Source organism: Campylobacter sp. CFSAN093227 (genome assembly GCF_012897855.1).
In the GTDB taxonomy this organism is placed as follows: Bacteria; Campylobacterota; Campylobacteria; order Campylobacterales; family Campylobacteraceae; genus Campylobacter_D; species Campylobacter_D jejuni.
Map to the genome: position 1 here is coordinate 292847 of NZ_CP040610.1, position 25963 is coordinate 318809.

The following is a 25963-nucleotide window of genomic DNA, read 5'->3' on the forward strand; positions in this document are numbered from 1 at the left end:
GATGGTTAATCGTAGCAATGTAATTTCTGGTGGGGCTTCTGATCAGCATGTTGTTGAAGGATATCGTTTTAAAGTTATTTCAGAATTTGATAATCATACAGGTGAAAAAAAACATACTCAAACTCCAGATGAAGAAAATGCTAATATATCTTTAAATGACGAAAAACCAGTCGAAGAAAATCAAGTCATTGCCTCTACGCAAGCTGTTATGGAAACTCAAATTCCAACATTTCAACCAAGTTTTGTTGAAGATTTGCTTAAAAAAACAGATGAAATGTCAAGCAATATTATTAAACTTCAAATGCAAATAGAAAGCCAAGAGAATGAATTTAATAACCGCTTAAATTCAGAACTTGAAAATGCTAAAGAAAAATTTGCCAAAGAAGGTTATGAGAAAGCAAAAGAAGAATTTCAAAAGGAATTGAGTGATTTTAAAGATAAGTATTTAAAAAGTATAGCCAAACTCGATAATGCTTGCGAAAATCTTGAAAATTTCATAGAAAAAAATGAGAAAGAATTAGCAGATACTGCTATAGATATCGCTAAAGAAGTAATCTTAAAAGAACTTGAACTAAATTCAAGTAAGATAGCTTATGCTTTGGCTAAAGATTTAATCGGCGAGCTTAAGGGTGCTAGTGCAATTGAGCTTAAGGTTAATGCAGAGGATTATGAGTATTTAAAAGAGCAATTTGATCAGAATGCTCACATTAAAATAAGTCTTGATGATGCAATTAGCAAAGGAAGTGTTGTTATTATAAGTGACGCAGGTAATATAGAATCCAATCTTAACTCTCGTCTAGCTAAAATTAAAAAAATGGTGAATAATGAGTAAAAAATTTGTCCATACTCAAGAAGAGTTAGAAAAGCTAAGTTTAAAAGAATTAGAAAATTTAGCAGCATCTATGCGTGAAAAAATCATACAAGTTGTGAGTAAAAATGGTGGGCATTTAAGTTCAAATTTGGGTGCTGTAGAACTTAGTATAGCAATGCATTTGGTTTTTGATGCAAAAAAAGATCCTTTTATTTTTGATGTGTCGCATCAGTCTTATACACACAAGCTTTTAAGCGGAAAAGAAGAAATATTTGATACTTTAAGACAAATCAATGGTTTAAGTGGTTATACAAAACCTAGCGAGGGAGATTATTTTGTAGCAGGGCATTCTAGCACCTCTATTTCTTTGGCAGTAGGTGCTTGTAAGGCCATTGCTTTAAAAGGTGAAAAGCGTATTCCTGTTGCTTTGATTGGAGATGGTGCTTTAAGTGCGGGTATGGCCTATGAGGCTTTAAATGAATTGGGTGATTCTAAATTTCCTTGCGTAATACTTTTAAATGATAATGAAATGAGTATTTCAAAACCAATTGGAGCAATTTCAAAGTATCTTTCTCAGGCTATGGCAACGCAGTTTTATCAAAGTTTTAAAAAGCGTATTGCTAAAATGTTGGATATATTGCCTGATAGTGCTACTTATATGGCTAAGCGTTTTGAAGAGAGTTTTAAACTTATTACTCCTGGGCTTTTGTTTGAAGAATTAGGGCTTGAATATATAGGGCCTATTGATGGACATAATTTAGGTGAAATTATTTCTGCATTAAAACAAGCAAAAGCTATGCAAAAGCCTTGTGTGATACATGCTCAAACTATAAAGGGTAAAGGCTATGCTTTAGCTGAAGGAAAACATGCTAAATGGCACGGGGTGGGAGCTTTTGATATAGATAGTGGAGAGAGTGTTAAAAAAAGTGATACTAAAAAATCTGCTACTGAAATTTTTTCTAAGAATTTGCTTGATTTAGCCTCAAAATATGAAAATATTGTTGGGGTTACGGCGGCTATGCCAAGTGGAACAGGTCTTGATAAGCTTATAGAAAAATATCCAAATCGTTTTTGGGATGTGGCTATTGCAGAACAGCATGCAGTAACTTCTATGGCCGCTATGGCAAAAGAAGGATTTAAACCTTTTATTGCAATATATAGCACTTTTTTGCAGCGTGCTTATGATCAAGTGATCCATGATTGTGCGATTATGAATTTAAATGTGGTTTTTGCTATGGATAGGGCAGGGATAGTAGGCGAAGATGGGGAGACGCATCAAGGTGTTTTTGATCTTAGTTTTTTAGCTCCTTTGCCAAATTTCACTCTTTTAGCCCCAAGAGATGAACAAATGATGCAAAATATAATGGAGTATGCTTATTTACATCAAGGACCTATTGCTTTTCGTTATCCTAGAGGGAGTTTTATTTTGGATAAAGAATTTAATCCTTGTGAGATAAAACTTGGTAAGGCGCAATGGCTTGTAAAAAATAGTAGTGAAATTGCTTTTTTAGGTTATGGACAAGGTGTGGCAAAAGCGTGGCAAGTCTTAAGAGCCTTGCAAGAAATGAATAATAATGCTAATTTGATTGATTTAATTTTTGCTAAACCTTTAGATGAAGAGCTTTTGTGTGAGCTTGCTAAAAAAAGTAAAATTTGGTTTATTTTTAGTGAAAATGTTAAAATTGGCGGTATAGAAAGTTTAATTAATAATTTTTTACAAAAATATGATTTGCATGTAAAAGTTGTTAGCTTTGAATATGAAGACAAATTTATTGAACATGGAAAAACAAGTGAGGTGGAAAAAAATCTAGAAAAAGATGTCAATAGTTTGTTGACGAAAGTTTTAAAATTTTATCATTAAATAATAAAAAATATTATTTAATATAAACTTCTTTTAATAAAAATTTTATTATTATTTTTACTTAAAAAAGTAAGGAATAAATAAAATGGAATTACTACAAATGCTTAAAAAACATGAGTTAAAAGCTACTCCGCAAAGACTATGTGTTTTAAAAATTTTAAAAAGACATGAGCATCCTAATATTGATGAATTATATACAGAAATTAAAAAAGAATACCCTTCAATCTCTTTAGCGACGGTTTATAAAAATCTTAATACTTTACAAGAACAAGGTTTAGTTGTTGAAATCAATGTTTTAAATCAAAAAACTTGTTACGATATCTATGAAGAAGAACATATTCATGTTGTTTGCGCCAAATGTGGTGGTATAGAGGATTTAAGTTTTAAAGATGCTAAGCTTTATGAATATCAAGAGCATTTAGAAAAAAAGATAGGCAATCTCGTCAATCATCTGTCTGTTTGTGCTTATGTTGATAGTTGCAAAAAGTGTCATTAAGCAAAATAAGGTTAAAATAACCCATATATTTTAAGGGTTATTTTAATGGTTTATGAAATTCAAAAAAACTTTTTACTATCTGATTGCACTCTTTTAGAGAATTTAAAAAAAGATAATATACCTTTTCGAAATTCTAAATTTGAAACTTTTTATACTCAAATAACTTCAAATCATAGTGTTAAATTTCAAAGTTTTTGCAATGAATTTTATAAAATTACAAAATTTAATAATTCAATTTTAGAACAGAATCAAGAAGAGAAAATTTCTAAAAAAAAATTTGAAAAAGCTCGAAAAAAGATTATAGGAAAGAGTATTAAAAAAGAACGCTTCGAATTTAAATTTTGCTCTTTAAAAAGTTATATTGATATTTATGAAGAGCCTAAAATTTGTATTTTAAAAATATTTTTTCCAACTTTGGATAGTTCCAATGAATTTAAAATTCCTAAAGATTTTAAAATTCAAAAAGAATTACATCATGATTTAAATTCTAAACATATCGTTTTATATGGTTTTGAATATCAAAATTTTGATATAGAGAAATATTTTAAAATTATAGAAAAAAATCAGAATTTTAGCTTGGATTTTCCAAATTATATTAATGCTTATGATGGATTTAGAATTTTTTTATTTTATTTATTTAAAAAATTAAAATTTTATTGGACTTTATCTTTAGAGAGAAAAGATAAGCAAAGTTTATGCGAATTTTTATTTTATTCAAGAAGCTTGTATATAGTTTTATCAAGTATGAATACTATTTTAGATAAAAATTTGAGTAATATTTTGGCTTTAAAGTTTAAAGATATAACGAAAAAAACTCAAGATATTTTAGCAAGTGAAAATTCAAATCAAGATTTATTGCTATTTTTAAGCGATGAAAAAATCCAAGATTTGTTTAATGATTTTGATTTTTTCATAAAGGAAAATTCTTTTTATGAAGGCGATTGCAAAGATAGGTTTTTTAAACAACTTGTTGCGTTAGAACTTAGAAAAAAAATTATTTTATTTAGAAAAAATATACTAAAAAATTTTGATTTAGAGCTTTTTGAAAATAGTTTTTTTGAATTGGCAATATTTTTAGAATATTTTTATCGTTTTTTAGAGATAAAAAATTTAAACAAACTTTATGAAAAATATTGCAAAGATAGGGATAAAAATATTTTTTCGAAAATAATCAATAATAAAAATAAATTTTGCAAATTGCTTAAAAAATCAAGTAAAAATTTGAAAATTTACAAAGGATAAAAATGCAAAAACAAGAAAAAATTATAGAAATGTTTAATCAAATTGCACCTACTTATGATAAGGCGAATAGAATTTTAAGCTTTGGAGCTGATGTAGCGTGGCGCAAAAAAGCTTGTCAAAGAGTGATGAGTTTGTATTTAAAAAAAGATTTAAAAATCGCTGATATTGCCTGTGGCACAGGGGATATGATAGAGATTTGGCAAGAGAGTGCTTTAAAAATGGAAAAAAATATTCTAAATATTAAAGGTATTGATCCAAGTAGTGGCATGCTAAATGTTGCAAAAGAAAAATTTCCAAATGTTGAATTTATAGAAGCAGGGGCGCAAAATTTACCTTTAGAAAGTCAAAGTTTAGATATTTTAAGTATTAGTTATGGCATTCGCAATGTTGTAGAAAGACAAAAAGCCTTAAGCGAATTTGCTAGAGTACTTCAAAAAGAAGGTATTTTGGTAGTTTTGGAATTTACAAAAAGAGAAAAGGGTGGATTTATAGCAGCTTGTAGAGATTTTTATCTTAAAAATATTTTACCAAGTATAGGTGGGGTAATCAGTAAAAATAAAAGTGCTTATGAGTATTTGCCAAATTCTATTGAAGGATTTTTAAGTAAGGAAGAGTTTATTTTAGAGCTTAAAAATGCTGGTTTTAAAATGCTTGATTATAAAAGTTTTAGCTTTGGCGTGAGTTCAATGTTTATAGCAAAAAAACTATGACACCAACAGAATTAAATCTTAAAGCAAAGGCTTTATTAGAAACACATTTTGATGATATAGTTTTAAGTGGAGAAATTTCAAAAATTACTTTGCATGGTTCAGGGCATTGGTATTTTGATTTAAAAGATGAAAGATCAAGCATTGCTTGTGCTATGTTTAAAGGGGCTAATTTAAAAGTCGGATTTAAACCAGCGGTGGGGGATTTTTTAGAGCTTTGTGGAAGTGTGAGTTTATATCCTGAAAGTGGTCGTTATCAATTTATCGCTACTAGTATGAAAAAAGCAGGTTTTGGAGATTTGGAAGCGCAGTTTTTAGCTTTAAAAGAGCGTTTGCAAAAAGAAGGACTTTTTGATTCACGCTTTAAAAAATCTTTGCCAAAATTTCCTAAAAAAGTAGGCATTATCACTTCAAAAACTTCTGCTGCTTTGCAAGATATGTTAAAACTTATTCATCAAAAAGAATATTTTTTGGCAAAAATTTATATTTTTGATGCTTTAACTCAAGGAAATAGTGCTCCTTTTTCTCTTATACAAGCTTTAAAAAAAGCCGATGATATGGATTTAGATGTTCTTATTATAGCACGTGGCGGAGGAAGCAGGGAAGATCTTTTTTGGTTTAATGATGAAAATTTAGCAAGAGAGATTTTTAAAGCAAAAACTCCTATTATTTCAGCCATAGGACATGAGATTGATTATGTTATTAGTGATTTTGTTGCAGATTTTAGAGCTCCAACGCCCTCAGCTGCTATAGATGCTTTGTTTTATTCTAAGTTAGATATAGAACAAAGTTTAGATTTAATGGAAGAAAAATTAATGCAACTTTGGAATTATAAAATACAAAATTATGAAAATTTGCTTTTAAATTTAAGCAAATTTTTCAAATTTAATTCTTTGCCAAAAATAATAGATGAAAAAATAAAACAAAGCTATAATATAGAAAAGCAATTAAATCATCTACTGGCAAATCAAATGAGTTATAATGAATTAAAATTAGATAAATTGCAAAATGCTTATTTGCAACATGAGAATTTTTTTAATAAAAGCAAAAAGTTTATTTGTATCAGAAAAAATGGTAAAATAGTGAACTTAGAAGATCTTAAGAGTGATGATATTGTTATTTTAAGTTCTCTAACTTCTCAAAAAGAAGCAAAAATTTTATAAGGATAGATTATGAGAAAAATCAATTTCAGTGCAGGGCCATCAACTTTACCTTTAGAAATTTTAGAGCAAGCTCAAAAAGAACTTTGTGATTATCAGGGTAAGGGTTATTCTATAATGGAAATTTCTCACCGCACAAAAGTATTTGAAGAAGTGCATTTTGGAGCACAAGAGAAAGCTAAAAAACTTTACGGGTTAAATGATGATTATGAAATATTATTTTTACAAGGTGGAGCAAGTTTGCAATTTGCTATGATTCCTATGAATTTAGCTTTAAATGGGGTTTGTGAATATGCAAATACAGGAGTTTGGACAAAAAAAGCGATTAAAGAAGCACAAATTTTAGGTGTCAATGTTAAAACCGTAGCAAGTAGTGAGGAAAGTAATTTCGATCATATTCCTAGAGTGGAATTTAGCGATAATGCTGATTATGCTTATATTTGTTCTAACAATACTATTTACGGCACTCAATATCAAAATTATCCTAAAACTAAAGCTCCTTTGATTGTGGATGCATCGAGTGATTTTTTTTCTAGAAAAATAGATTTTTCAAATATTGCTCTTTTTTATGGCGGGGTGCAAAAAAATGCTGGAATTTCGGGTTTAAGTTGTATTTTTATCCGTAAAGATATGTTAGAAAGATCCAAAAATAAACAAATTCCTAGCATGTTAAATTATTTGACTCATGCTGAGAATCAGTCCTTGTTTAACACGCCTCCAACCTTTGCCATTTATATGTTTAATCTTGAAATGGATTGGCTTTTAAATCAAGGCGGACTTGATAAAGTATATGAGAAAAATTCTCAAAAAGCTGCTATGCTTTATGAATGTATTGATTTAAGTAATGGATTTTATAAAGGACATGCAGATAAAAAGGACAGATCTTTAATGAATGTGAGTTTTAATATTGCTAAAAATAAAGATTTAGAGCCTCTTTTTGTAAAGGAAGCCGAAGAAGCTGGAATGATAGGACTTAAAGGACATAGAATTTTAGGAGGAATTCGTGCAAGTATTTATAATGCGCTTAATTTGGATCAGGTAAAAACCTTGTGCGAATTTATGAAAGAATTTCAAGGAAAATATGCATGATAAAGCGTTTTGATGAGTGCGATAGAATGTCGCAAATTATTGTTTTTGATAAATATTTTAAGACTGCAGGACAAGTGGCTTTTGAACCTAGCGGAGATATTAAAAAACAAACCAAAGAAGCACTTGCAGAACTTGATGCTTTGTTTGAAAAAATAGGCGCAAGCAAAGGAGATTTGATTCAAATTCAAATCTGGTTAGCTAATATGCAAGATTTTGATGCAATGAATGAAATTTATAATGCTTGGATTAAAAATTATCCTAAACCTGTTAGAGCTTGTGTAGGAAGTGCTTTAGCAGAGGGTTATTTGGTAGAAATTCAAGCTTTTGGAAAGCTAAGAGAGAATTAAAAATTCTCTCCTCCAAATTTTAAAAGCGCAGATCCCCAAGTAAAACCACCGCCAAAAGCATCTAGTAAGATCAGATTTCCTTTTTTAAGTCGTCCTTCTTCATAGGCATCATTCATTGCCATAGGTATAGAAGCAGCTGAAGTATTGCCATATTTTTGTACGGTAATCACACATTTTTCATCGCTTAGATTGAGTTTTTCTTGGACGGCTTTAATGATGCGTAGATTAGCTTGATGAGGAATAAAAAGATCAATTTCTTGTGCTAAAATGTTATTTTTAGCTAAAATTTCTACAACATCATTGCTAAGCGTGTTTACTGCTATTTTAAAAACTTCATTGCCTTTCATTTGCATAGAAAGTGTTTGACATAGACTTGATTTTTGCGATCTTTGAGTCATTAAAAGATCTCCATAATTACCATTGCTTGCAGTATGTACATCAAGGATATGATTTTCATTGTCCAAACTTACAACTCCAGCACCCGCACCGTCTCCAAAGAGTATGCAAATGCTTCTGTCATTGTAATCCATAATTGAACTTGTTTTTTCAGCTCCTACGATTAAAACATTTTTTTTCAAACCACTTTCTACTAAGGCTTTAGCTTGTTCAAGCAAATAGATAAAACCAGAACAAGCTGCTGAAATATCAAAAGCACTAATATTTACAAGTCCTAAATTTGAAGCAATTTTACAAGCCGTTGAAGGCATAGTAAAATAATCAGGACTTAAAGTGGCTACAAGAATCGCATCAATATCTTCAGGTTTTAAATTTGCTCTTTCTATGGCTTTTAATGCAGCTTTTGTGCCCAAATCGCTAGAATTTTCATTTTCACTAGCAATGCGTCTTTCTTTAATACCTGTGCGTCTAGTGATCCATTCATCGGTGGTATCTACTATTTTTTCAAGATCAGCATTGCTTAAAATTTTTTCTGGAATATAAGAAGCTATACTTTTAAGACCGGCTTTAAGCATTGTATTTCCCAAGTTCATTTTCTATAAGTTCATTGATATGAGATTGGCTAAAATTTATAGCTTGAAAAATTGCATTTTTAATAGCTCTAGAATCACTTTTTCCATGACTTATGATCACGCAGCCATTAACTCCAAGAAGGGGTGCTCCGCCATATTCTTGCCAATCTGTGTGTTTTTTTAATTTTTTAAAAGATGACTTCATAAGTAAAGCACCTATTTTAGAAATAAAAGATTGCTTTACTTCGTTTTTTAGAAGCTGAAAAATAGCTGTTGCTACACCTTCACAAGCCTTTAAGATAACGTTTCCATCAAAACCATCGCAGACTAAAACATCTATTTCACCATTGAAAATATCTCTACCTTCAGCATTACCTATAAAATTTGGAATTTTTTTCATAAGCTGATGACTTTCTTTGGTAAGTTCATTGCCTTTGCATTCTTCTTCACCATTAGAAAGTAAAGCAAGGCGTGGTTTTTGAATTTGCATAATTTCTCTAGCATAAACTTCACCCATTATGGCAAATTGAAATAAATTTTCAGCTTTACAATCTGTATTAGCTCCAACATCCAAAAGTAAAGTTCTGTTAACGATATTTGGCATTAAAGTGGCAATAGCAGGTCTTGAAATACCTTTAAGTCTTCCAAGCCTTAAGGTAGCCAAAGACATACTTGCTCCACTATGACCCGCTGAAACTACAGCATCTACTTTTTTTTCTTTTAATAAATTAATAGCTTTGTATATGGTTGTTTCTTTATTTTTTAAAGCATCTGTGGCATTTCCATTCATCGAAAAAATTTCACTAGCTTCTTCGTATTGTATATATTGTTCTAATTTTTTTGGTATTAAAGGTTTTAGAATTTTAGAATTTCCCACTAAGATAGCGTTAAAAGGTTTTGCTTCTAGCGCCTTTAAAACGCCTTCTATAATGGGTTTTTCTCCAAAATCACCACCCATTGCATCAATGGCAATGTTAATCATTGATTTTAATATTCCTTAGTTGTTGGATTCGCACGGTGAGGCATTTTGTAGCTTCCATCTTTGTCTTTTATAGGCATAGGAAGACTAACTTTATAGTGAGTTCTGCGTTTAGCTGCACGAGTTTTGCTCACTCTTCTCTTTGGTACTGCCATTTTTTCTCCTTTATAAAATTTAATTAATTATTGCAATTTATGCAATAAAAATAATCACTCAAATAAGCTTCAAGCTCGCTAATAGCAACTTCTATTAAATCAATATGTCCATCGAAAAATTCTATAGTATTGCTCAATTCGTTTGCTTCATCTTTAAAAATACCATCACTTGCAAAAAGTTCTAAATTTTCTTTAATTTCAAGTTCTAACTCAGTTCCACAACTATCACAAGGTCTATAGATAAAACCTTGCATAATAGCATTTATTTTAACAAGCTTAGGATTTATTTTTACTAAATTTCCCTCAAAAATCATATTTTCAAGATTAAGTTTAAAAGGATATTCCTTTGTATTAATCTTAGAAAAAGGGATTTTCATTTAGCAAATTTCATTTGGTTTAAAGAAAAAATCAATTTCTATTTTTGCATTTTCCAAGCTGTCACTTCCATGAACAGCATTAGCATCAATACTCTCAGCAAAATCGGCTCTAATTGTTCCTGCTTTAGCTTCTTTAGGATTTGTCGCTCCCATTAAATCTCTATTTTTTAATACAGCACCTTCTCCTTCTAGTACAGAAACAACAACAGGACCGCTAATCATAAATTCAACCAAGTCTTTAAAAAAAGGTCTTTCTTTATGAACAGCATAAAAATTTTCAGTTTGTTCTTTACTAAGTTGAACTTTTTTCATTGCAGCGATTCTTAATCCATTGCTTTCAAAACGATCTAAAATTTTTCCTATAACACCTTTTTTAACAGCATCAGGTTTAATTATAGATAAAGTTTTTTCCATCTTTGTAATAACTCCTTATTTTAATAAAGCTTAAAATTATACTTGAATTTGTTTAAAGAAAGTTAAATTAAAAGAAAAAGCTAGGAATCTCTAGCTTTTTAATTTTTTAAAACTATGCAAAAACTGGAGTGTCCCCACTTCTCATATCAGCGCCAATATTATCACGACTTGGTTGTCCTGATTCTACAGCACTCCAAACTATACATCCATCTGTTGGGCAAGCACTGGCACAAGCTGGTTGATCATTATGTCCTACGCATTCAACGCATTTGTTTGCATAAACATAATATCTATCTTCACCTTCTGGATTGTTAGCATCATCAACGATAGCACTCACTGGACACTCATCAATACAAGAACCACAAGCAATACATATATCTGTAATTTTTACAGCCATTTTTTCTCCTTTTTAATATTAAGATTTAAAAGATTTTAGCATAAAATTCTTAAATAATGTAAATTTTGATAATCAAAAATTTACATTATTTGATAATAATTATAACTTTCTTAAATTTTTAATATTATTTTAGATATTTAAAAAAAAATAAAGATTTAAACGATATAATTTCGTTATCAATAAAATTTATTATTTAGGAGAAAATATGATAGTTACTAAAAAAGCTTTAGATTTTACTGCTCCAGCAGTATTGGGAAACAATGAAATTGTTCAAGATTTTAATCTTTATAAAAACATAGGTCCAAAAGGAGCGGTAGTATTCTTTTATCCAAAAGATTTTACTTTTGTTTGTCCTTCAGAAATTATAGCTTTTGACAAAAGATATCAAGAATTTAAAAATCGTGGCATTGAAGTAATTGGAATTTCAGGAGATAATGAATTTTCACATTTTGCTTGGAAAAATACTCCAGTAAATCAAGGTGGTATTGGTCAGGTTAAATTTCCGCTTGTTGCTGACTTAACTAAGCAGATTGCTAGAAATTTTGATGTACTTTATGCAGAAGCAGTTGCCCTTCGTGGTTCGTTCTTGCTTGATGCTGATGGAACAGTTCGCCATGCTGTGGTTAATGATTTACCACTAGGTAGAAATATAGATGAAATGTTAAGAATGGTTGATACTATGCTTTTTACAAATGAGCATGGTGAAGTTTGTCCTGCAGGATGGAATAAGGGCGATGAAGGTATGAAAGCTAACCCTAAAGGCGTGGCTGAATATCTTGGCAAAAACGAAGCTAAACTTTAATTTCTTAGTATAAAGCCTCTTTACGAGGCTTTTTCTTCATTTTTATTCTTTAATTGAAATTCATAAATTTTCTACTATAATTTTACACACATATTAAAATTTTTATTTAGGCTAAAATATGGCAGGCGAAGATCAAGAAAAAACAGAAGAACCCACGTCCAAAAAGATAGAAGATGCGCGTAAAGAAGGTAATGTTCCAAAGTCTCAAGATGCGGCAGCTATTGTAACTTTGATAATTGGAGTAACTATAACTTTATTTATGATGAGTTTTATGGGCGAGAGAATTGTAAATTTATATAGATACTATCAAAGTTTTATTGGTGTTGAATTTGATTTGCGTATTATTCAAGCCATTATGATTAAAAGCATTTTTGAGGTTTTAATTATTCTTGCACCTATTGTTTTAAGTATTATGATTGCTGGGGTTTTGGGAAATATTATGCAATTTGGTTTTATTTTTACAACCAAACCTATTATGCCAAATTTAGGAAAAATCAATCCTTTGAAAGGTTTAAAAAACCTTTTTTCATTGAAAAAAATTGTTGAAAGTATAAAAATTATTTTAAAAGTGGGTATTGTTTTTACTATAGCTTTTATAGTTTTGCTTAAATTTATGCAAGAGCTTCCAAGAGTTGAGCTTTATACTATGGTTGCACAGCTTACTTGGCTAAGAGATAGGGCTATTGTTTTAGCAGCTATTGTTATAGTTGCTTTTTTAATTATTGCTGTTTTAGATGTTTTTTTGGTGCGTTTTCAGTATTTTAAAGGTTTGCGTATGAGCAAACAAGAAATAAAAGATGAATATAAACAAATGGAAGGAGATCCTCAGGTTAAAGGTAGAATTCGTAGACTTCAAATGGAAGCTGCCCGTCGCCGCATGGTTCAAGATGTTGCAGGTGCGGATGTAGTGATTACAAATCCAACTCATTATGCCGTAGCTATTCGTTATGATACAAGTAAAGAACAAGCTCCTAGAGTTGTTGCCAAAGGAGTGGATTTTCTCGCACTTCGTATAAAACAAGTAGCCTATGAAAATAATGTTGTAGTTTATGAAAATCCTCCTTTAGCAAGGGAGCTTTATAAAGCTTGTGATGTTAATGATCTCATTCCTAGGGAAATGTTTAAAGCTGTAGCTGAGGTGCTAGGATTTGTTTATAATACAAATAATAAGAGTCGTTTAGCTGGTCAAGTAAAAAAAGGAAACTAAAACTTTTAAGGTGCTTTAGTTCCTATTTTATTGATAAGTTCAAGAACTGATTTTTGAGTGCTTGTATCTGCCGTATCGACTTTAAAATATATTTCTACTCTATTATTTTCTAGAGCTTGTGGATTTCCATTGATAGGATTATTAAGCCCGTAGCTTTTAATGCTAATATTTTTCAAATTTGCTCCACCTTCTATAAAATATTTTAATACATTTTCCGCTCTTTGGTAGGCGAGTTCATAACTTCTTATAATAGAGTCGCTATTGTCTGTATAGCCTCTAATTTCTATTTTTGCTTGAGGTGGCAAATATGTTGTTAGCTCAGCCATACGTTTTAAATAATCTTGTATATCAGCTGAAACGATTTGAGCACTACCTCTTTCAAATTCAACTTTAGATGGAAGGTTAAGAGCAACCTGATTATCGCTTTGATCTAGAGCTGCTTGAAGACGTTTGATAGTTTCTTGCTGTGTCATAGTCATTTGTTTTAACGATTTGAGTTCATCGCTTTCTTCTTTTGCTGTGCCTTTATATTTTTCTTGGGTTTTACTCTCTTCTTTGACTGTTTGAGTAGAGGTGTAATCAAAGATTTTAACAAATTCAGTTTTTAAAGCCTCTACTTTAGCAGGATTTGTTTTAGAAATTGCCCAAAGAGCAATAAAAAGTGCCAAAAGCAAACTTAGAAAGTCTGCATAAGGTACAGCCCATTTTTCGCCTGCTGGACATTCTGGGCATTTATGTTTTTTAGCCATTTTTAACCTTTGTCAAATTGTGAAATTCTTGGATCATCGTGACTTAAGAAGTTAAAAAGTTTAGCTTCTAAATCTCTAGGATTAGCACCTTCTGCAATTCCTTTTATAGCTTCAGTAATGACAATTTGCTCTTTTACAAGATCCATTCCATTAGCTTTTAATTTTTTCCCCCAAGGAGCAAAAAGTGCATAAGCGCCAAAAATTCCCGTAACTGTAGCCGTGAAAGCACCTGAAATACCTGCTGCCATTGCTTGAGGATTGTCTAGTAATTTAAGAGCTAAAATAAGTCCAAAAACCGCTCCAACAAGCCCCATGGTAGGACAAGTCTCTCCAAATACTATCCAATATTCTGCACATTCTTTATAATGCTCTTCAAGTTGTTCAGTTTGTATTTCCATGCTTTCATGAATTTCTTCAAAGCTTTTACCATCTACAAGCATCATCATAGCATTTTTTAAAAATTCATTTTCAATCTCACTGGTTCTTGATTCTAACGCTAAAAGACCATCTCGTCTTGCAATAATAGCAAATTCGACTAGCTGGGCTATCCTTTCGGGTAAATTTACTCCAGAACCTTTAAAAACAACTTTGAGTTCTTTGTAGGCTGCTTTTACAATTTTTTTATGCGTAGAAGTCATTGCGCAAAATGCAGCTGTTGGCATAACTATGAGAAAGGAAGAAAGATGCACAACATGCAAAGGATTGCCTCCCTCTAGTATATCTCCTACCGAAATACTAGTAACTGCAAGCACCATTCCTAATATGGTTGAAAGATCCATTAATTATCTCCTTGATTATTTTAAATCGCCCCAATTTTTGGCGATACTTGAACTTGTTTTTAATTTTACTTTTAATTTTACTATATTTTCCATAATATCTCTAGTTTTTTTTACAAAATTTTCACACAAATCGTCTTTTACTTCAAAAATTAATTCATCGTGAATTTGCAAAATAAGCTTTTTGTCTTCATTTAATTCTTTATTGATTTCTAGCATTGCAAGTTTGATTACATCAGCCGCTGAGCCTTGTAAGATTGAATTAATGCTTTCTCTTTCATACATGGCAATTTGCATAGGTTTTGCGTTTTCAAAATCAAAATAACGCTTACGACCGCTTAAAGTAGTGATAAAGCCATTTTGTTTAGCTTCATTTTTAACTGTTTCAAAATATTTTTTAATACTAGTAAAATTTTCAAAATATTTTTCTATGTAAGATTTGGCTAAATGAGCTTCTATTTTTAAATTTTGACTTAAAGTTTTATAGCCCATGCCATAAATAAGTCCAAAATTTATACTTTTTGCAACACTTCTGGTTTCATAATTGCTTTCTCCAAAAATCATTATAGCTGTTCTTGCATGTATATCTTCATCGTTGGCAAAAGCATTTAAAAGTTTTCCATCTTCGCTAAAATGTGCAAGCATTCTCAGTTCGATTTGAGAATAATCAAGAGAGATAAAACTAAATCCATCTTTAGCTACAAAGCAAGATTTATAATCTTTTGCGTATTGTCCGTGTGCAGGAATATTTTGCAAATTTGGATCCTTAGATGAAAGGCGTCCTGTAGCGGTTCCAGTTTGTAAAAAACTTGAATAAATGCGTGAATTTTTATCTTTTAATGCTAGTTTTAACAAAGGTTCGCAATAAGTGGAATAAAGCTTGGCAAGTTCCCTATAATCTAAAATTTTGGTAATCACAGGATGTTTATCTAAAAGTGCATTTAAAACTTTTTCATCGGTAGAATATCCTGTTTTACCTTTTTTTCCACTTGGGAGTTTGAGTTTTTCAAAAAGTATATCACCTACTTGTTTAGGTGAATTTAGGTTGAATCTATCCTCACAAAGAGTATAAATTTCTTCACTTAAATTTTTGATTTCATTTTCAAATTTTTTCATAAGGATTTCAAGTGCATTTGTATTAAGTTTGATACCATTTTCTTCCATCATCATAATGATTTTAATGAAATCAAATTCACAGTTTTTAGCAAGTTCTAATAAAGGAGTTTCAAGATTTTTTAAAAAATCAAGATAAAATCTTAAAGTTATATAAGCATCTTCTGCGGCGTATTTACAAGCTTTTTCAAGTTCTACGCTTGCAAAATTTTCTCCTTTTTTAACAAGGCTTTCAAAATGCAAGGTTTCGTAATTAAAAAGTCTTAAAGCTAAATCATCCATATTTACTCTTGAAGAAGGATTTTTAAGCCATGCTAAAATCATTGTATCTGCGTATTTTTGAGGTAAATTTAAGTCAAAATTGTTTTGAATGATTTTAAAATCATATTTGAGATTGTGCCCTATAACAAAATGATTAAAGATTACTTCTATAGCTTTTTTGGCACTTTGCAATGAGATTTGCTCACCTACTCCAAGATAATTATGAGTTAAAGGCACGTAAAAGGCTTCATTTTCATTCATGCAAAAACTAAAACCAACAATTTTTGCTTCTTTAGTATCAAGTCCTGTGGTTTCGGTATCAAAAGCAATAATACTTTCTTTATCAAGGGTATTTAAAATTTCAAAAAGTTTGTTTTCATCTTGTACTAAAGTGGCTTTAAAACCTAAATTTTTATCTTTATTATCAGGATTTTGACGCAGTTTTTTAAGCAAAGTATTAAGTTCGTAATGTTCTAAAATTTCAAGTATTTTTAAAAGAGGTTCTTCATCAGGATAAGTGGCTTTTTCTATGAGATTTTGTACTTCTAAATTGTCATACAAAGAAGCTAATTTTTTGCTTAAAAATGCATTTTCCTTACCCTCTAAAAGCAAGTTACGACTTCTTTCGTTACGTACTAGGGTTAAATTTTCATAAATTCCCTCTATGCTACCAAACTCATCAAGCAAGGTTTTAGCTCCTTTTGCACCTATACCTTTAACGCCTGGAATATTATCAGAACTATCCCCACAAAGAGCTAAAAAATCTCTGATTTGATTAGGTTTTACTCCGTATTTTTCTAAACACGCTGCTTCATCATAGTCGTTTTTAGAAATAGGACTGTAAATGCTTGTTTTACCATCTTTTATGAGTTGATAAAGATCTTTATCTTGAGTGATAATGCGTACAAAAATATCCCTATCTTCACAAGTTTTTACAAAAGAAGCGATGATATCATCGGCTTCATAACCTTCCCTAGAAACGCTTATAAAACCCATTTTTTCTATCATCTTTATGCAAATTGGAATTTGTTCTAGAAGTTCAGGCGGTGGTGGAGTGCGATTTTGTTTATAGTTTGGATCAATTTCACTACGAAAAGTTTTTCCTTTGGAATCTAATGCAAAAACAATATAATCACTTTTATGTTCATTTTTTAAGCTATAAATAAAATTTGCAAAACCGCTAATCATTCCACTAGCTTGTCCTTGTGAATTTTTAAAATCTTTTAATGCGTAGTAAAGTCTGAAAAAAAATCCAAAAGTATCAATAATAGTTAAAGTTTTCATAATAATTTCTTTTTTTGATAAAATATATTTTTTGGTTATATTATTTCAAAATTTTGCTTAAAATGTCTCGAAATTTAAAGATATTTAAGCGAAAATACTCCAATTTTTAGTCATAATTATAGAGTAGAGTAAAATTTTATATGAATAATGTAAGGAAAATGCAATGACAAATCAGCAAATTGATGGAATTGCAGATAAGAATTTTAACACACCTGAAGGTAGAAAAGTTTTTAAAAAGGCAGTTTTTTCTTGCTGGTTGGGAACTGCTATGGAATATGCAGATTTTGCACTTTATGGTTTAGCAGCTGCAACAATTTTTTCAGAAGTGTTTTTTCCTGAGCAAACTCCAGTAATTGCACTTTTGCTTAGTTTTGTAACTTATGGTATAGGTTTTATTGCAAGACCTATTGGGGCTTTGTTTTTTGGTCATTTAGGTGATAAACACGGAAGAAAAAATGTTATGATGGCTACAATAGCTTTAATGGGAATTTCAACTACTCTAATAGGTTTTATCCCAAGTTATGCAGTAATTGGTGTTTGGGCGCCTATTTGTTTGGTTGCATTGCGTTTTATGCAGGGTTTTGGCGCAGGAGCTGAACTTTCAGGTGGAACAGTTATGCTTGGAGAATATGCTCCTAGCAAGAGAAGAGGGCTTGTTTCCTCTGTGATTGCTTTAGGGTCAAATAGTGGAACTTTGCTTGCGTCTTTTGTATGGCTTTTGATGGTACAAATAGATGAAGCAAGTTTTAAAGAATGGGGCTGGAGAGTTCCTTTTATGGGAAGTATCTTAATCGCTCTTTTTGCTGTATATATTCGTTTTCATGTCAAAGAAACCCCTGTTTTTGAAAAGCAAAAAAATGAAATGATGAAATTGCGTCTTAATAACGAAAAGCATATGAAAAAAGATGAAAGAAGTTTTTGGCAAAGAAGTCGTGCTTTTTGGACTATGGTTGGCTTAAGAATAGGCGAAAACGGACCTTCTTATCTTGCGCAAGGTTTTATTTAGGTTATGTGACTAAAATTTTACTTTTAGACAAATCAGTAGTTACTACAGCGGTAATGATAGCTTCATTGGTAGGGTTTTTAGTTATTCCTTTGGCGGGTTATTTAAGTGATAAATTTGGAAGATGTATTACTTATAGAATGTTTTGTTTGCTTTTAATGATTTATGCTTTTCCTGCTTTTATGCTTTTAGATAGTAAAAATGAAATTATTGTGATTTTAACTATTATTGTAGGTATGTCTTTAGCATCTTTAGGGATTTTTGGTGTGCAAGCGGCTTGGGGTGTGGAGCTTTTTTGGGGTAAAAAACCGTTATACAAAAATGGCTTTTGCTAAGGAGCTAGGTTCTATTCTTTCAGGAGGAACAGCGCCTATGGTGGCTTCTGCTTTGCTTGCATATTATGGCGCTTGGTGGCCTATCGCGACATATTTTGTATTAACTGCAGGTATAGGTTTTGTGACTACATTTTTTGCGCCAGAAACTAGAGGTAGAGATTTAAATAAAATAGAAGATGCGATATGAGACTTATCTTAGACACGGACATAGGCAATGCTATTGCAGGAGCAAATACTGATGATGGTTTAGCACTTGCTTTGATTTTGTCATCTAAAGAAATCAAACTTGAAATGCTAAGCACAGTTTGCGGTAATGTTCCAAGCCTTGTTGCCTATAGTGTGGCTAAGGATTTATTTAAACGTTTAAATTTAAATATCCCCGTTTATTTGGGAGCGAATGAAGCTCTAAAAGAACCAAGTAAAGCTTGGCGTCAAAGACTTGATGAAAGTGTTAAAAATTTTAAACTTGAATATCTTTGGGAAAATATAAAAAGTCCTGAAATTTTAGAAAATATAAATCCTGATGCGATTTTAAAATGGGTGAGTTGGTGAGTAAAAATCCTAAAGAAATTTCTATTTGTGCGATAGGACCTTTGACAAATATCGCTATGACTATGAAAATTTTTAAAGATTTTGATATAAATCTTAAAGAGCTTTTTATTATGGGCGGCAGTTTTGATATGCCTTATTACACTAAAGATACAAATTTTGGTTTTGATCCTGAGGCGGCTAGTATAGTGCTAAATTCAAGAGCTAAAATTACACTCATACCTTATAATGCAACCATGCAGACTTTATTAACACACGAGGATTTAAAAGAGTTGCAAGGTAAGAATATTTTATGTGATTTTATCGTTGAAACTTTAGGTGTTTGGATTGATTATGCCTCTAAAACACGTGGTACAAAGGGAACTTGGATACATGATGCTTTAACGATAGCTTACGCATTAGATTCTAGTATTGCAGATTTTGATGAGTGTTATGCTGATGTTATTTGCGATAGTTCTTTGGCAAGAGGTATGAGTTGGCGTTGTTTTAAAGAACCAAAAATGAGTATGGGGGTGGATTTAAGCACTAAAAATTGTGTTAAAATTCTAAAAAATGTAGACAATGCAAAGCTTTTAAAACTTATAAAAGAGAGGTTTTTAAAAGGAGTTTGCTATGAAAATTATGAAAGTATAACGACTTAATTTTCCAAGTAAGATAAAAAATATAGTTTTTAAAAAAGAATATTTCGCAAAACCAAGTCCCAAGGCAAAAAGATCTCCCACTAAAGGTAAAAAAGTAAAAAAAGCAAATATACTTCCAAATTTAGCAAAATTAGCATTGAAATTTTCTAATTTTTTCAAGGATTTGCTAAAGTATTTTTCTAAAATTTTTTCTTTTCCAAAATACGCTAAAGCATAAGTACTTAAACTTCCTAAGGTATTACCCAAAGTGGCTACGATAAGTACCAAATTCGGATTAAAATCAAGTTTTATAAAGCCTAAAACAAAGGCTTCACTTGCTAAGGGTAATAGTGTGCTTGAAAGAAAACACACCATGAAAAGCCCTAAATAGCTAATATCATTATATAAAAAATCAAACATTAAAACTCTTTTTTACGCATTAAAATAAACAAAATAAAAAGATGGATAGGAAATAAAAAAGATTTGATAATTTCAAAATACAAATTTAAAATTCCAAGATCTAATCTTAAAAAAATAGCACCTACAATGATAAAAATAAAATAAATTTTGAAAAGATGGCTTTGAAAAAATTTATCTAAAAGAAATATATAAATAAAAGAAAGAATAAAAGCTAAATAAATGAAAAATTGCCATAAGTTAGCGTTTTCTAGATGAAAATACATATCAATACAACAAACAAACATTATATAAATAAAACAAAAAGCCAAAGGAAATATCAATTTTTCTTTTCTAAAAATAAAAAAATAAAATAAATGTATAAAACAAAATAAAATTAGCAGTAAAAAAGTTAAAATAGAATTTAAAAAACGCAAATTTTCTCTTAGATGATAAAGCTTTTGATCGGCTAAATTTAGCATTTGAAGGTTTTGCGGTGGTAATTCATAAAGGCTATAATCAATGGTTAAATAGTGATTAAAAACAAAAACTAAGGTGATTTGACTTAGGCTTAAAAAGATAACAAATAAAATACTATAGTTAAATATTTTCTTTTTCATTGGATAAAAGCTTTAAATTTGGGATAAATTTGATATTTTGGTTTTTACTAAGTGCGAAAGCAAATAGGGCGTAATAAATGACAAACAATAAGCCTGTAAAGAAAAAAAACATAAACAAAGTTATGGCTAAAGCAAGTGAAGGCTTGCTATGAATTAAAAAAAGCATAAATATAAAAACAATTATCAAAATCATACTTTTAAAAATAAAACATAAGAGAAAATAAATTTGATTTTCACATAAAGCTCTTAGTGTTTTAAAAAATATAAAAGTACAAAAAATGGCTACTATAAGACATAAAAAAGAAAAGCTATATAGAGCAATACGCGTCTGACTGAGAGGATAAGCACTCATAATAAGAATTAAGTTAAACAAAGCGATAAATTGAGTGCTTGCAGCTATAAAAAAACTTATCAACAAAACTTTACTTTTACTTGTAAAATAAAGTTTTAAAATCATAATTGAATAAGAAATTAAAAAAATCACACAAAAAATTATAGTTAAAATGTTAGCGATAGAATCAAAATTATACAATTTTAAATCATAGATAAAATCAAGAACGATAGGTAAAAAATAAAAACAAATTGAAAGTAAAAAACTTATAAAAACTATCCAAGCAAACTTTTTAACGCTTTTAAAATCATTTTGTCTTCGAATTTCAAACATTTGATGAAAGTTTAAATTTGACACTTTTCTTCTTTAAAATATTTCAATCTAGCTTTTTTAAAATTTTATACCTTTCAAAGGCATAAGCAAAACTCAAAAAATGCAAAGTAAGGAAAAGAAATAAAAGGCTTAATTTATAGATAAATATAAAAGATAAAAATGCCAAAAGCATGCACAAAAATGCAAATAAAAAAGACATTTTCACTTCTTTAAAAAGCAAAGCAAGGGTAAGTGAAAATAAAAAATAAAAAACGAAAAATAAAGCTAAAAGCCCTAAAAATAAAATTTTATTTTCCAAAAGAAAAAAAGATGCACCAAGGTTTATAATGGCAAGCAAAAAATAAATTAAAATCTTATTAGAAGAAAATAAAAAATGAATTCTGACCACCATAAAAATAAAAGCAAGAACTATGTAAATACAAGAAAAGAAGCATAAAAATATACCGCCAATATAAAGAATTTCGTTCCCAACTTCATATGAACTCGTCACCCCTTCATAAGAAAAAAAGTAATAAAAATTATATAAAGCACAGAAAAATATATAAACACTTAATCTTTTAATCTTAAAAAATGCAATTTTTTGTTCGTGTGTCATTTCAACTCCTTGCGTTTTTAAGCTCTAGATCTAAATAATATCCTGTATAGGATTTTGTTTTCTTATGCTCTTTAGCGACTTTTTCCACGCTTCCTGTGCTTATAACTTTTCCACCTTTAACTCCGCCTTCAGGCCCCATATCGATGATATAATCAGCATTTTTAATCACATCTAAATTATGTTCTATCACAAAAACAGAATTTTTAAGATCAACCAAATGTTGTAAAACTAAGATGAGTTTATTGACATCTTCAAAATGCAGTCCTGTTGTAGGTTCATCAAGTATATAAAGCGTTTTTCCTGTATCGCTACGGCTTAGTTCTTTAGCAAGTTTGATTCTTTGTGCTTCACCTCCACTTAAGGTGGTGGCATTTTGTCCTAGAGTTAGATAATCTAAACCCACTTTTACTAGAGTATCTAATTTTTGTTTGATTTTGGGAACAGCTGTAAAAAATTCACTCGCTTCTAAAACACTCATATTTAAAATTTCACTGATATTTTTGCCTTTATATTTAATTTCTAGCGTGGCATCATTGTAGCGTTTGCCCCCGCAAGTATCACAAACTACCATAACATCAGGTAAAAAATGCATTTCTATTTTGATTTCTCCATCTCCGCTACATTTCTCACATCTTCCACCCTTGACATTAAAAGAAAAGCGTCCCGCTTTATAACCACGCATTTTAGCTTCTTTAGTGGCGGCAAAAAGATTTCTGATTTCATCCATAGCGCCTGTATAGGTGGCAGGATTTGATCGTGGTGTGCGTCCAATTGGGCTTTGATCAAGATAAATGACTTTATCAAGTTTTTCAAGTCCTTCTATTTGCACCCCACCAAGTTTTTTAACTTTTTTAGCGCGGTTTAATTCCTCTTGTGCAAAAGGAAGTAGGGTTTGAAGTATCAAAGAACTTTTTCCAGAACCTGAAACTCCTGTTATAGCGACTAAATTTTGCAAAGGAAATTTTACGCTTAAATCTTGGATATTGTTAATATTTACATTTTTAAGCTCAAGCCATTCTTTCTGTGTTCTGTTTTGAAGTTGTGAAATTTGTTTTTTACCATTCATATAAAGTGCAGTTTCGCTTTTGCTTTTTAAAAGTTCTTTATAAGTTCCACTAAATACAACCTCACCCCCAAATTTTCCTGCTTTTGGACCAATATCTACAATAAAATCTGCTTCTTCTATGGTCATTTTATCATGCTCTACGACAATTAGGGTATTGCCCTTTTGTTGTAAATTTCTTAAAGTTTTAATCAGTTTTGCAGTATCTCTTTCATGAAGTCCTATGCTAGGCTCATCTAAGACATACATCACTCCGCTTAAACCACTGCCAATTTGTGAAGCTATGCGGATTCTTTGTGCTTCACCCCCACTAATCGTTCTTGCATCGCGCCCTAAAGAAAGATAACCTAGCCCCACATCATACAAGAAAAACAATCTTTCGTTGATTTCTTTTAGGATAGGTTTAGAAATAAGTTTTTGTTGCTCGCTTAAATAAGAAAAATTTTTCTCATCTGCAAAAAAGGCCGTACTATCTTCTATGCTCATATCTAAAATTTCACCCAAGCTTTTTTTGGCTGCTTTCACGGCTAAACTTTCGGGTTTTAAACGATGCCCACCGCAGTCTTTACAAATTTTTTCACTCATATATTCAGCTAAATCTTTTTCATCTTTTAGCATTTCATAAGCCATTTTAACCACGCCTTCAAAAGTGCGTTTTAGGCGATTTCTTTTCCAAAGAAATTCTATAGTTTTGGCATTACCATATAATACAAGACGTTTTTGTTCTTCGTTTAATTGCATAAAAGGTATTTTGATAGGAATTTCATTTTGTTCGCAAAAGGCGATTAGGAATTTATAATAATAACTTTTATTAAAACCATACATGATTTTAACAGCACCGTTTTCGAGACTTAAATTTTCATCGATGATTTTTTTCATATCTAAAGTATAACGAATTCCAAGTCCATCGCAAGCTTCACATGCTCCTTTTGGAGAATTAAAAGAAAAGCTTAAAGGTTCAAGTGGAACAAAGGAAATTTTACAATCAAAACAAGCTGAATGCTCGCTAAAATGATAGTGTTTATTAAGGTTTATTTCCTCATGATTTAAAACTTCTATTTCTATTTCTCCAAAGCTTTCCTGTAAACCTTTTTCTATATCGCTTGCAAGACGAGAAAGTAAATCTTCTTGAATTTCAAGTCTATCTATGACAAGTTTAATGGTGTGTTTTTTGGTTTTGGCTAGTTCAATTTCTTCATCAAGTCTTACCAAAACTCCATCAATTTGAGCTCTTACATAGCCTTTGTTGCGTAAATTTTCAAGCAAATCTGCATAAGTTCCTTTTTTTTCTCGTATGAGTGGGGCGTAGATGATGATTTTTGCACCTTTTGGAAATTTTAAAATTTCACTGACTATATCACTTACACTCATAGATGAAATTTTTTGTCCACATTGATGACAATGTTGAATGCCAACTCTTGCGTATAAAAGTCTTAGATAATCATAAATTTCAGTGATGGTTCCTACAGTAGAGCGTGGATTTTTAGAAGTAGTTTTTTGATCTATGGCAATGGCTGGAGTTAAACCTTCGATTTTATCGACATCAGGTTTGCCTACCTTATCTAAAAATTGTCTGGCGTAAGCACTTAAACTTTCTATATAACGGCGTTGTCCTTCAGCATAAAGAGTTCCAAAAGCAAGGGTTGATTTTCCACTTCCGCTCAGTCCTGTAAAAACAATGAGTTTGTTTTTGGGAATTTCAAGGTGGATATTTTTTAGGTTATTTTCTCTTGCGCCAATGATTTTTATGGTATCGTTCATAGTCTTTCCTAAACATTAAATAAATTTAAGATTTTAGCATAATAATATTAAAAGAACTTGGATAAATCCAAGTTAAAAATTTATAAAATTTAGCTTATTAAGCAAAGAGTGGGTGGTTCCAAGTATTGATAAGGCATATACGCAAAGTAAAATTTTTCTATGAGCTGAAATATGCATTTTTTCTATGATTTTAATTCCTATAAAAACTCCAACCATAGAAGCTATACCTACTAGTATTCCTTTATGAATAACTTCAGAGTCTATAACTCCAGAATTTGAAAAAGATATAATACCAGAGACTGAAGCAAAAATAACAAAAAACAAGGATAAGGAAACAACTTTTTTACTATCATAGCCTAAAAAATAAGCTAAAATCGGAGCAATTAAAAGTCCGCCACCAATTCCCAAAGAAATAGCAAAAATACCAGTAAAAGCTCCAGCAATAAATAAAATGACATTCTTTACCCAAACGCTTCTTTGATTTTGCACAATGTTTTCTTTAATTCCAAAAGCATATTTGATAAAAAATATACAACTTACCGCCAAAAATACGCTAGTAAGAGCTACATCACTTAAAGCTTTTAAAAGCATTCCGCTAAAGCTTGCCCCTATGAGCCCTCCAAAACCTATCATAATACCATCTTTAAGATTTAGATTTTTTTTCTTATAATTAATATAAGAGCCAAAAACTGCTGCAAAAATCATTTGCAATACTGAAATTCCGATAGCATGGTGAGCACTTGCTCCAAGTGCGAACATAGAAGGAACGATAATCATACCTCCACCAATGCCAAAAAGTCCAGAAGCAATACCTGAAATGATTCCTATGATTAGATAAGGTAAATCTGTGATTTCCATAGCTTTTCCTAAAAAATATTAAATATTTCAAATACGGAATAATTTTATCTTATTAAGCTAAGTATTATCTTAGTTTTTTATAACAATAGAATATTTTTTGGTAACTTTAAGCATCGTAAAAATGTTTCAAAATATTATAAAATATAAAGATTTTATAATATTTATTTTAAATTTAAAGCAAAATTTATATTTATTGATTAAAATTAATTAAGACTTTAAAAATTTTCATAAAAGTCTTAATTTTTGAAATATTTTATAAGAAAGGTAAAAGATGAGTGAAAATGATTTTTTTAGTAATTCTTTG

The 25963-nt window shown here is 30.4% G+C and carries 26 protein-coding genes and 2 pseudogenes; 13 read left to right on the plus strand and 15 right to left on the minus strand.

Features of this window, described 5'->3' with window-relative positions:
* Nucleotide 1 precedes the first annotated feature (1 nt).
* From fliH to FBF06_RS01570, 8 genes are all read left to right on the plus strand, one after another.
* On the plus strand, nt 2-832 hold the full coding sequence (fliH, locus tag FBF06_RS01535; protein WP_002867751.1) for a flagellar assembly protein FliH: 831 nt from the start codon (nt 2-4) through the stop codon (nt 830-832).
* Nucleotides 825-2672, plus strand: coding sequence for a 1-deoxy-D-xylulose-5-phosphate synthase (gene dxs / locus FBF06_RS01540; protein WP_002901197.1), 1848 nt, complete (start codon nt 825-827; stop codon nt 2670-2672). The genes fliH and dxs overlap by 8 nt, the downstream gene beginning before the upstream one ends.
* An 85-nt stretch (nt 2673-2757) precedes the next feature.
* Complete coding sequence (gene perR, locus FBF06_RS01545; RefSeq protein ID WP_002854244.1) at nt 2758-3168, plus strand: peroxide-responsive transcriptional repressor PerR; 411 nt, start codon at nt 2758-2760, stop codon at nt 3166-3168.
* A gap of 45 nt (nt 3169-3213) precedes the next feature.
* On the plus strand, nt 3214-4410 hold the full coding sequence (locus tag FBF06_RS01550) for a hypothetical protein (protein WP_002860308.1): 1197 nt from the start codon (nt 3214-3216) through the stop codon (nt 4408-4410).
* 2 nt (nt 4411-4412) lie between these two features.
* The gene (gene ubiE / locus FBF06_RS01555; protein WP_052796130.1) at nt 4413-5120 is read left to right on the plus strand and encodes a bifunctional demethylmenaquinone methyltransferase/2-methoxy-6-polyprenyl-1,4-benzoquinol methylase UbiE; all 708 of its coding nucleotides are present in this window, start codon (nt 4413-4415) and stop codon (nt 5118-5120) included.
* Nucleotides 5117-6280: an exodeoxyribonuclease VII large subunit gene (xseA, locus tag FBF06_RS01560; RefSeq protein WP_038400990.1), complete on the plus strand. Its 1164-nt coding sequence runs from the start codon at nt 5117-5119 to the stop codon at nt 6278-6280. The genes ubiE and xseA overlap by 4 nt, the downstream gene beginning before the upstream one ends.
* 9 nt (nt 6281-6289) lie before the next feature.
* Nucleotides 6290-7366: a phosphoserine transaminase gene (gene serC / locus FBF06_RS01565; protein WP_168977503.1), complete on the plus strand. Its 1077-nt coding sequence runs from the start codon at nt 6290-6292 to the stop codon at nt 7364-7366.
* Nucleotides 7363-7713, plus strand: a complete 351-nt coding sequence (locus tag FBF06_RS01570; RefSeq protein ID WP_002901194.1) for a RidA family protein — start codon at nt 7363-7365, stop codon at nt 7711-7713. The genes serC and FBF06_RS01570 overlap by 4 nt, the downstream gene beginning before the upstream one ends.
* Here the strand turns inward: FBF06_RS01570 and FBF06_RS01575 are convergent.
* From FBF06_RS01575 to FBF06_RS01600, 6 genes are all read right to left on the minus strand, one after another.
* Nucleotides 7710-8684: a beta-ketoacyl-ACP synthase III gene (locus FBF06_RS01575; RefSeq protein ID WP_002869731.1), complete on the minus strand. Its 975-nt coding sequence runs from the start codon at nt 8682-8684 to the stop codon at nt 7710-7712. The genes FBF06_RS01570 and FBF06_RS01575 overlap by 4 nt on opposite strands.
* Nucleotides 8677-9663 (minus strand): phosphate acyltransferase PlsX, encoded by a 987-nt coding sequence (gene plsX, locus FBF06_RS01580; RefSeq protein ID WP_002860304.1) that lies wholly within the window; start codon nt 9661-9663, stop codon nt 8677-8679. The genes FBF06_RS01575 and plsX overlap by 8 nt, the downstream gene beginning before the upstream one ends.
* Nucleotides 9664-9668: 5 nt before the next feature.
* Nucleotides 9669-9815 carry a 50S ribosomal protein L32 gene (gene rpmF, locus FBF06_RS01585; protein WP_002858674.1) on the minus strand — a complete coding sequence of 49 codons (147 nt, stop codon included), beginning with the start codon at nt 9813-9815 and terminating at the stop codon, nt 9669-9671.
* 23 nt (nt 9816-9838) lie between these two features.
* Nucleotides 9839-10192 carry a hypothetical protein gene (locus tag FBF06_RS01590; RefSeq protein ID WP_002857618.1) on the minus strand — a complete coding sequence of 118 codons (354 nt, stop codon included), beginning with the start codon at nt 10190-10192 and terminating at the stop codon, nt 9839-9841.
* On the minus strand, nt 10193-10606 hold the full coding sequence (gene ndk / locus FBF06_RS01595; RefSeq protein WP_070318271.1) for a nucleoside-diphosphate kinase: 414 nt from the start codon (nt 10604-10606) through the stop codon (nt 10193-10195). It abuts the gene before it with no gap.
* Nucleotides 10607-10718: 112 nt separating this feature from the next.
* Entirely contained in the window at nt 10719-11003 is a 285-nt protein-coding gene (locus tag FBF06_RS01600) for a 4Fe-4S dicluster domain-containing protein (RefSeq protein ID WP_002854354.1), read from the minus strand.
* Between the two features lie 205 nt (nt 11004-11208).
* On the opposite strand from FBF06_RS01600, the gene FBF06_RS01605 reads away from it, so the two are divergent.
* Nucleotides 11209-11805, plus strand: a complete 597-nt coding sequence (locus FBF06_RS01605; RefSeq protein WP_002854219.1) for a peroxiredoxin — start codon at nt 11209-11211, stop codon at nt 11803-11805.
* A 118-nt stretch (nt 11806-11923) separates the two neighbouring features.
* Nucleotides 11924-13012 carry a flagellar biosynthesis protein FlhB gene (flhB, locus tag FBF06_RS01610; RefSeq protein ID WP_002857279.1) on the plus strand — a complete coding sequence of 363 codons (1089 nt, stop codon included), beginning with the start codon at nt 11924-11926 and terminating at the stop codon, nt 13010-13012.
* A 5-nt stretch (nt 13013-13017) separates the two neighbouring features.
* Here flhB and motB read toward each other — a convergent pair whose 3' ends face one another.
* From motB to polA, 3 genes are read right to left on the minus strand one after another with little or no spacing between them, the layout of a single operon-like run.
* Nucleotides 13018-13761: a flagellar motor protein MotB gene (gene motB, locus FBF06_RS01615; RefSeq protein ID WP_168977504.1), complete on the minus strand. Its 744-nt coding sequence runs from the start codon at nt 13759-13761 to the stop codon at nt 13018-13020.
* Nucleotides 13762-13763: 2 nt separating this feature from the next.
* Entirely contained in the window at nt 13764-14540 is a 777-nt protein-coding gene (gene motA / locus FBF06_RS01620) for a flagellar motor stator protein MotA (protein WP_002869732.1), read from the minus strand.
* A gap of 15 nt (nt 14541-14555) precedes the next feature.
* On the minus strand, nt 14556-17195 hold the full coding sequence (polA, locus tag FBF06_RS01625; RefSeq protein WP_168977505.1) for a DNA polymerase I: 2640 nt from the start codon (nt 17193-17195) through the stop codon (nt 14556-14558).
* 163 nt (nt 17196-17358) lie between these two features.
* Between polA and FBF06_RS01630 the strand changes: the two are divergent.
* Together FBF06_RS01630 and FBF06_RS01635 are read left to right on the plus strand one after the other, a co-directional pair.
* Nucleotides 17359-18720, plus strand: a pseudogene (locus tag FBF06_RS01630) (MFS transporter).
* Nucleotides 18717-19723, plus strand: a pseudogene (locus tag FBF06_RS01635) (nucleoside hydrolase). Before FBF06_RS01630 ends, FBF06_RS01635 begins: the two co-directional pseudogenes overlap by 4 nt.
* Here the strand turns inward: FBF06_RS01635 and FBF06_RS01640 are convergent.
* From FBF06_RS01640 to FBF06_RS01665, 6 genes are all read right to left on the minus strand, one after another.
* Nucleotides 19679-20122 carry a YqaA family protein gene (locus FBF06_RS01640; RefSeq protein WP_002858712.1) on the minus strand — a complete coding sequence of 148 codons (444 nt, stop codon included), beginning with the start codon at nt 20120-20122 and terminating at the stop codon, nt 19679-19681. The pseudogene FBF06_RS01635 and the gene FBF06_RS01640 overlap by 45 nt on opposite strands.
* On the minus strand, nt 20122-20718 hold the full coding sequence (locus FBF06_RS01645; protein WP_002860300.1) for a hypothetical protein: 597 nt from the start codon (nt 20716-20718) through the stop codon (nt 20122-20124). The genes FBF06_RS01640 and FBF06_RS01645 overlap by 1 nt, the downstream gene beginning before the upstream one ends.
* Nucleotides 20699-21406: a hypothetical protein gene (locus FBF06_RS01650; RefSeq protein ID WP_002894535.1), complete on the minus strand. Its 708-nt coding sequence runs from the start codon at nt 21404-21406 to the stop codon at nt 20699-20701. The genes FBF06_RS01645 and FBF06_RS01650 overlap by 20 nt, the downstream gene beginning before the upstream one ends.
* A gap of 19 nt (nt 21407-21425) precedes the next feature.
* On the minus strand, nt 21426-21977 hold the full coding sequence (locus FBF06_RS01655; protein ID WP_002860298.1) for a hypothetical protein: 552 nt from the start codon (nt 21975-21977) through the stop codon (nt 21426-21428).
* A gap of 1 nt (nt 21978) precedes the next feature.
* On the minus strand, nt 21979-24801 hold the full coding sequence (gene uvrA / locus FBF06_RS01660) for an excinuclease ABC subunit UvrA (protein WP_070317314.1): 2823 nt from the start codon (nt 24799-24801) through the stop codon (nt 21979-21981).
* Between the two features lie 72 nt (nt 24802-24873).
* Nucleotides 24874-25659 (minus strand): TSUP family transporter, encoded by a 786-nt coding sequence (locus FBF06_RS01665; protein ID WP_002858695.1) that lies wholly within the window; start codon nt 25657-25659, stop codon nt 24874-24876.
* A 121-nt stretch (nt 25660-25780) separates the two neighbouring features.
* Between FBF06_RS01665 and FBF06_RS01670 the strand changes: the two genes are divergently transcribed.
* Nucleotides 25781-25870, plus strand: a complete 90-nt coding sequence (locus tag FBF06_RS01670) for a hypothetical protein (protein ID WP_042635777.1) — start codon at nt 25781-25783, stop codon at nt 25868-25870.
* The last annotated feature ends 93 nt before the right edge of the window (nt 25871-25963 follow it).

What these genes read in the sequence shown, in the direction of transcription:
- fliH (WP_002867751.1), top strand. Translation starts at nt 2, where the DNA reads ATGGTTAATCGTAGCAATGTAATTTCTGGTGGGGCTTCTGATCAGCAT.
- dxs (WP_002901197.1), top strand. Translation starts at nt 825, where the DNA reads ATGAGTAAAAAATTTGTCCATACTCAAGAAGAGTTAGAAAAGCTAAGT.
- perR (WP_002854244.1), top strand. Translation starts at nt 2,758, where the DNA reads ATGGAATTACTACAAATGCTTAAAAAACATGAGTTAAAAGCTACTCCG.
- FBF06_RS01550 (WP_002860308.1), top strand. Translation starts at nt 3,214, where the DNA reads ATGGTTTATGAAATTCAAAAAAACTTTTTACTATCTGATTGCACTCTT.
- ubiE (WP_052796130.1), top strand. Translation starts at nt 4,413, where the DNA reads ATGCAAAAACAAGAAAAAATTATAGAAATGTTTAATCAAATTGCACCT.
- xseA (WP_038400990.1), top strand. Translation starts at nt 5,117, where the DNA reads ATGACACCAACAGAATTAAATCTTAAAGCAAAGGCTTTATTAGAAACA.
- serC (WP_168977503.1), top strand. Translation starts at nt 6,290, where the DNA reads ATGAGAAAAATCAATTTCAGTGCAGGGCCATCAACTTTACCTTTAGAA.
- FBF06_RS01570 (WP_002901194.1), top strand. Translation starts at nt 7,363, where the DNA reads ATGATAAAGCGTTTTGATGAGTGCGATAGAATGTCGCAAATTATTGTT.
- FBF06_RS01575 (WP_002869731.1), bottom strand. Translation starts at nt 8,684, where the DNA reads ATGCTTAAAGCCGGTCTTAAAAGTATAGCTTCTTATATTCCAGAAAAA.
- plsX (WP_002860304.1), bottom strand. Translation starts at nt 9,663, where the DNA reads ATGATTAACATTGCCATTGATGCAATGGGTGGTGATTTTGGAGAAAAA.
- rpmF (WP_002858674.1), bottom strand. Translation starts at nt 9,815, where the DNA reads ATGGCAGTACCAAAGAGAAGAGTGAGCAAAACTCGTGCAGCTAAACGC.
- FBF06_RS01590 (WP_002857618.1), bottom strand. Translation starts at nt 10,192, where the DNA reads ATGAAAATCCCTTTTTCTAAGATTAATACAAAGGAATATCCTTTTAAA.
- ndk (WP_070318271.1), bottom strand. Translation starts at nt 10,606, where the DNA reads ATGGAAAAAACTTTATCTATAATTAAACCTGATGCTGTTAAAAAAGGT.
- FBF06_RS01600 (WP_002854354.1), bottom strand. Translation starts at nt 11,003, where the DNA reads ATGGCTGTAAAAATTACAGATATATGTATTGCTTGTGGTTCTTGTATT.
- FBF06_RS01605 (WP_002854219.1), top strand. Translation starts at nt 11,209, where the DNA reads ATGATAGTTACTAAAAAAGCTTTAGATTTTACTGCTCCAGCAGTATTG.
- flhB (WP_002857279.1), top strand. Translation starts at nt 11,924, where the DNA reads ATGGCAGGCGAAGATCAAGAAAAAACAGAAGAACCCACGTCCAAAAAG.
- motB (WP_168977504.1), bottom strand. Translation starts at nt 13,761, where the DNA reads ATGGCTAAAAAACATAAATGCCCAGAATGTCCAGCAGGCGAAAAATGG.
- motA (WP_002869732.1), bottom strand. Translation starts at nt 14,540, where the DNA reads ATGGATCTTTCAACCATATTAGGAATGGTGCTTGCAGTTACTAGTATT.
- polA (WP_168977505.1), bottom strand. Translation starts at nt 17,195, where the DNA reads ATGAAAACTTTAACTATTATTGATACTTTTGGATTTTTTTTCAGACTT.
- FBF06_RS01640 (WP_002858712.1), bottom strand. Translation starts at nt 20,122, where the DNA reads ATGTTTGATTTTTTATATAATGATATTAGCTATTTAGGGCTTTTCATG.
- FBF06_RS01645 (WP_002860300.1), bottom strand. Translation starts at nt 20,718, where the DNA reads ATGAAAAAGAAAATATTTAACTATAGTATTTTATTTGTTATCTTTTTA.
- FBF06_RS01655 (WP_002860298.1), bottom strand. Translation starts at nt 21,977, where the DNA reads ATGACACACGAACAAAAAATTGCATTTTTTAAGATTAAAAGATTAAGT.
- uvrA (WP_070317314.1), bottom strand. Translation starts at nt 24,801, where the DNA reads ATGAACGATACCATAAAAATCATTGGCGCAAGAGAAAATAACCTAAAA.
- FBF06_RS01665 (WP_002858695.1), bottom strand. Translation starts at nt 25,659, where the DNA reads ATGGAAATCACAGATTTACCTTATCTAATCATAGGAATCATTTCAGGT.
- FBF06_RS01670 (WP_042635777.1), top strand. Translation starts at nt 25,781, where the DNA reads ATGTTTCAAAATATTATAAAATATAAAGATTTTATAATATTTATTTTA.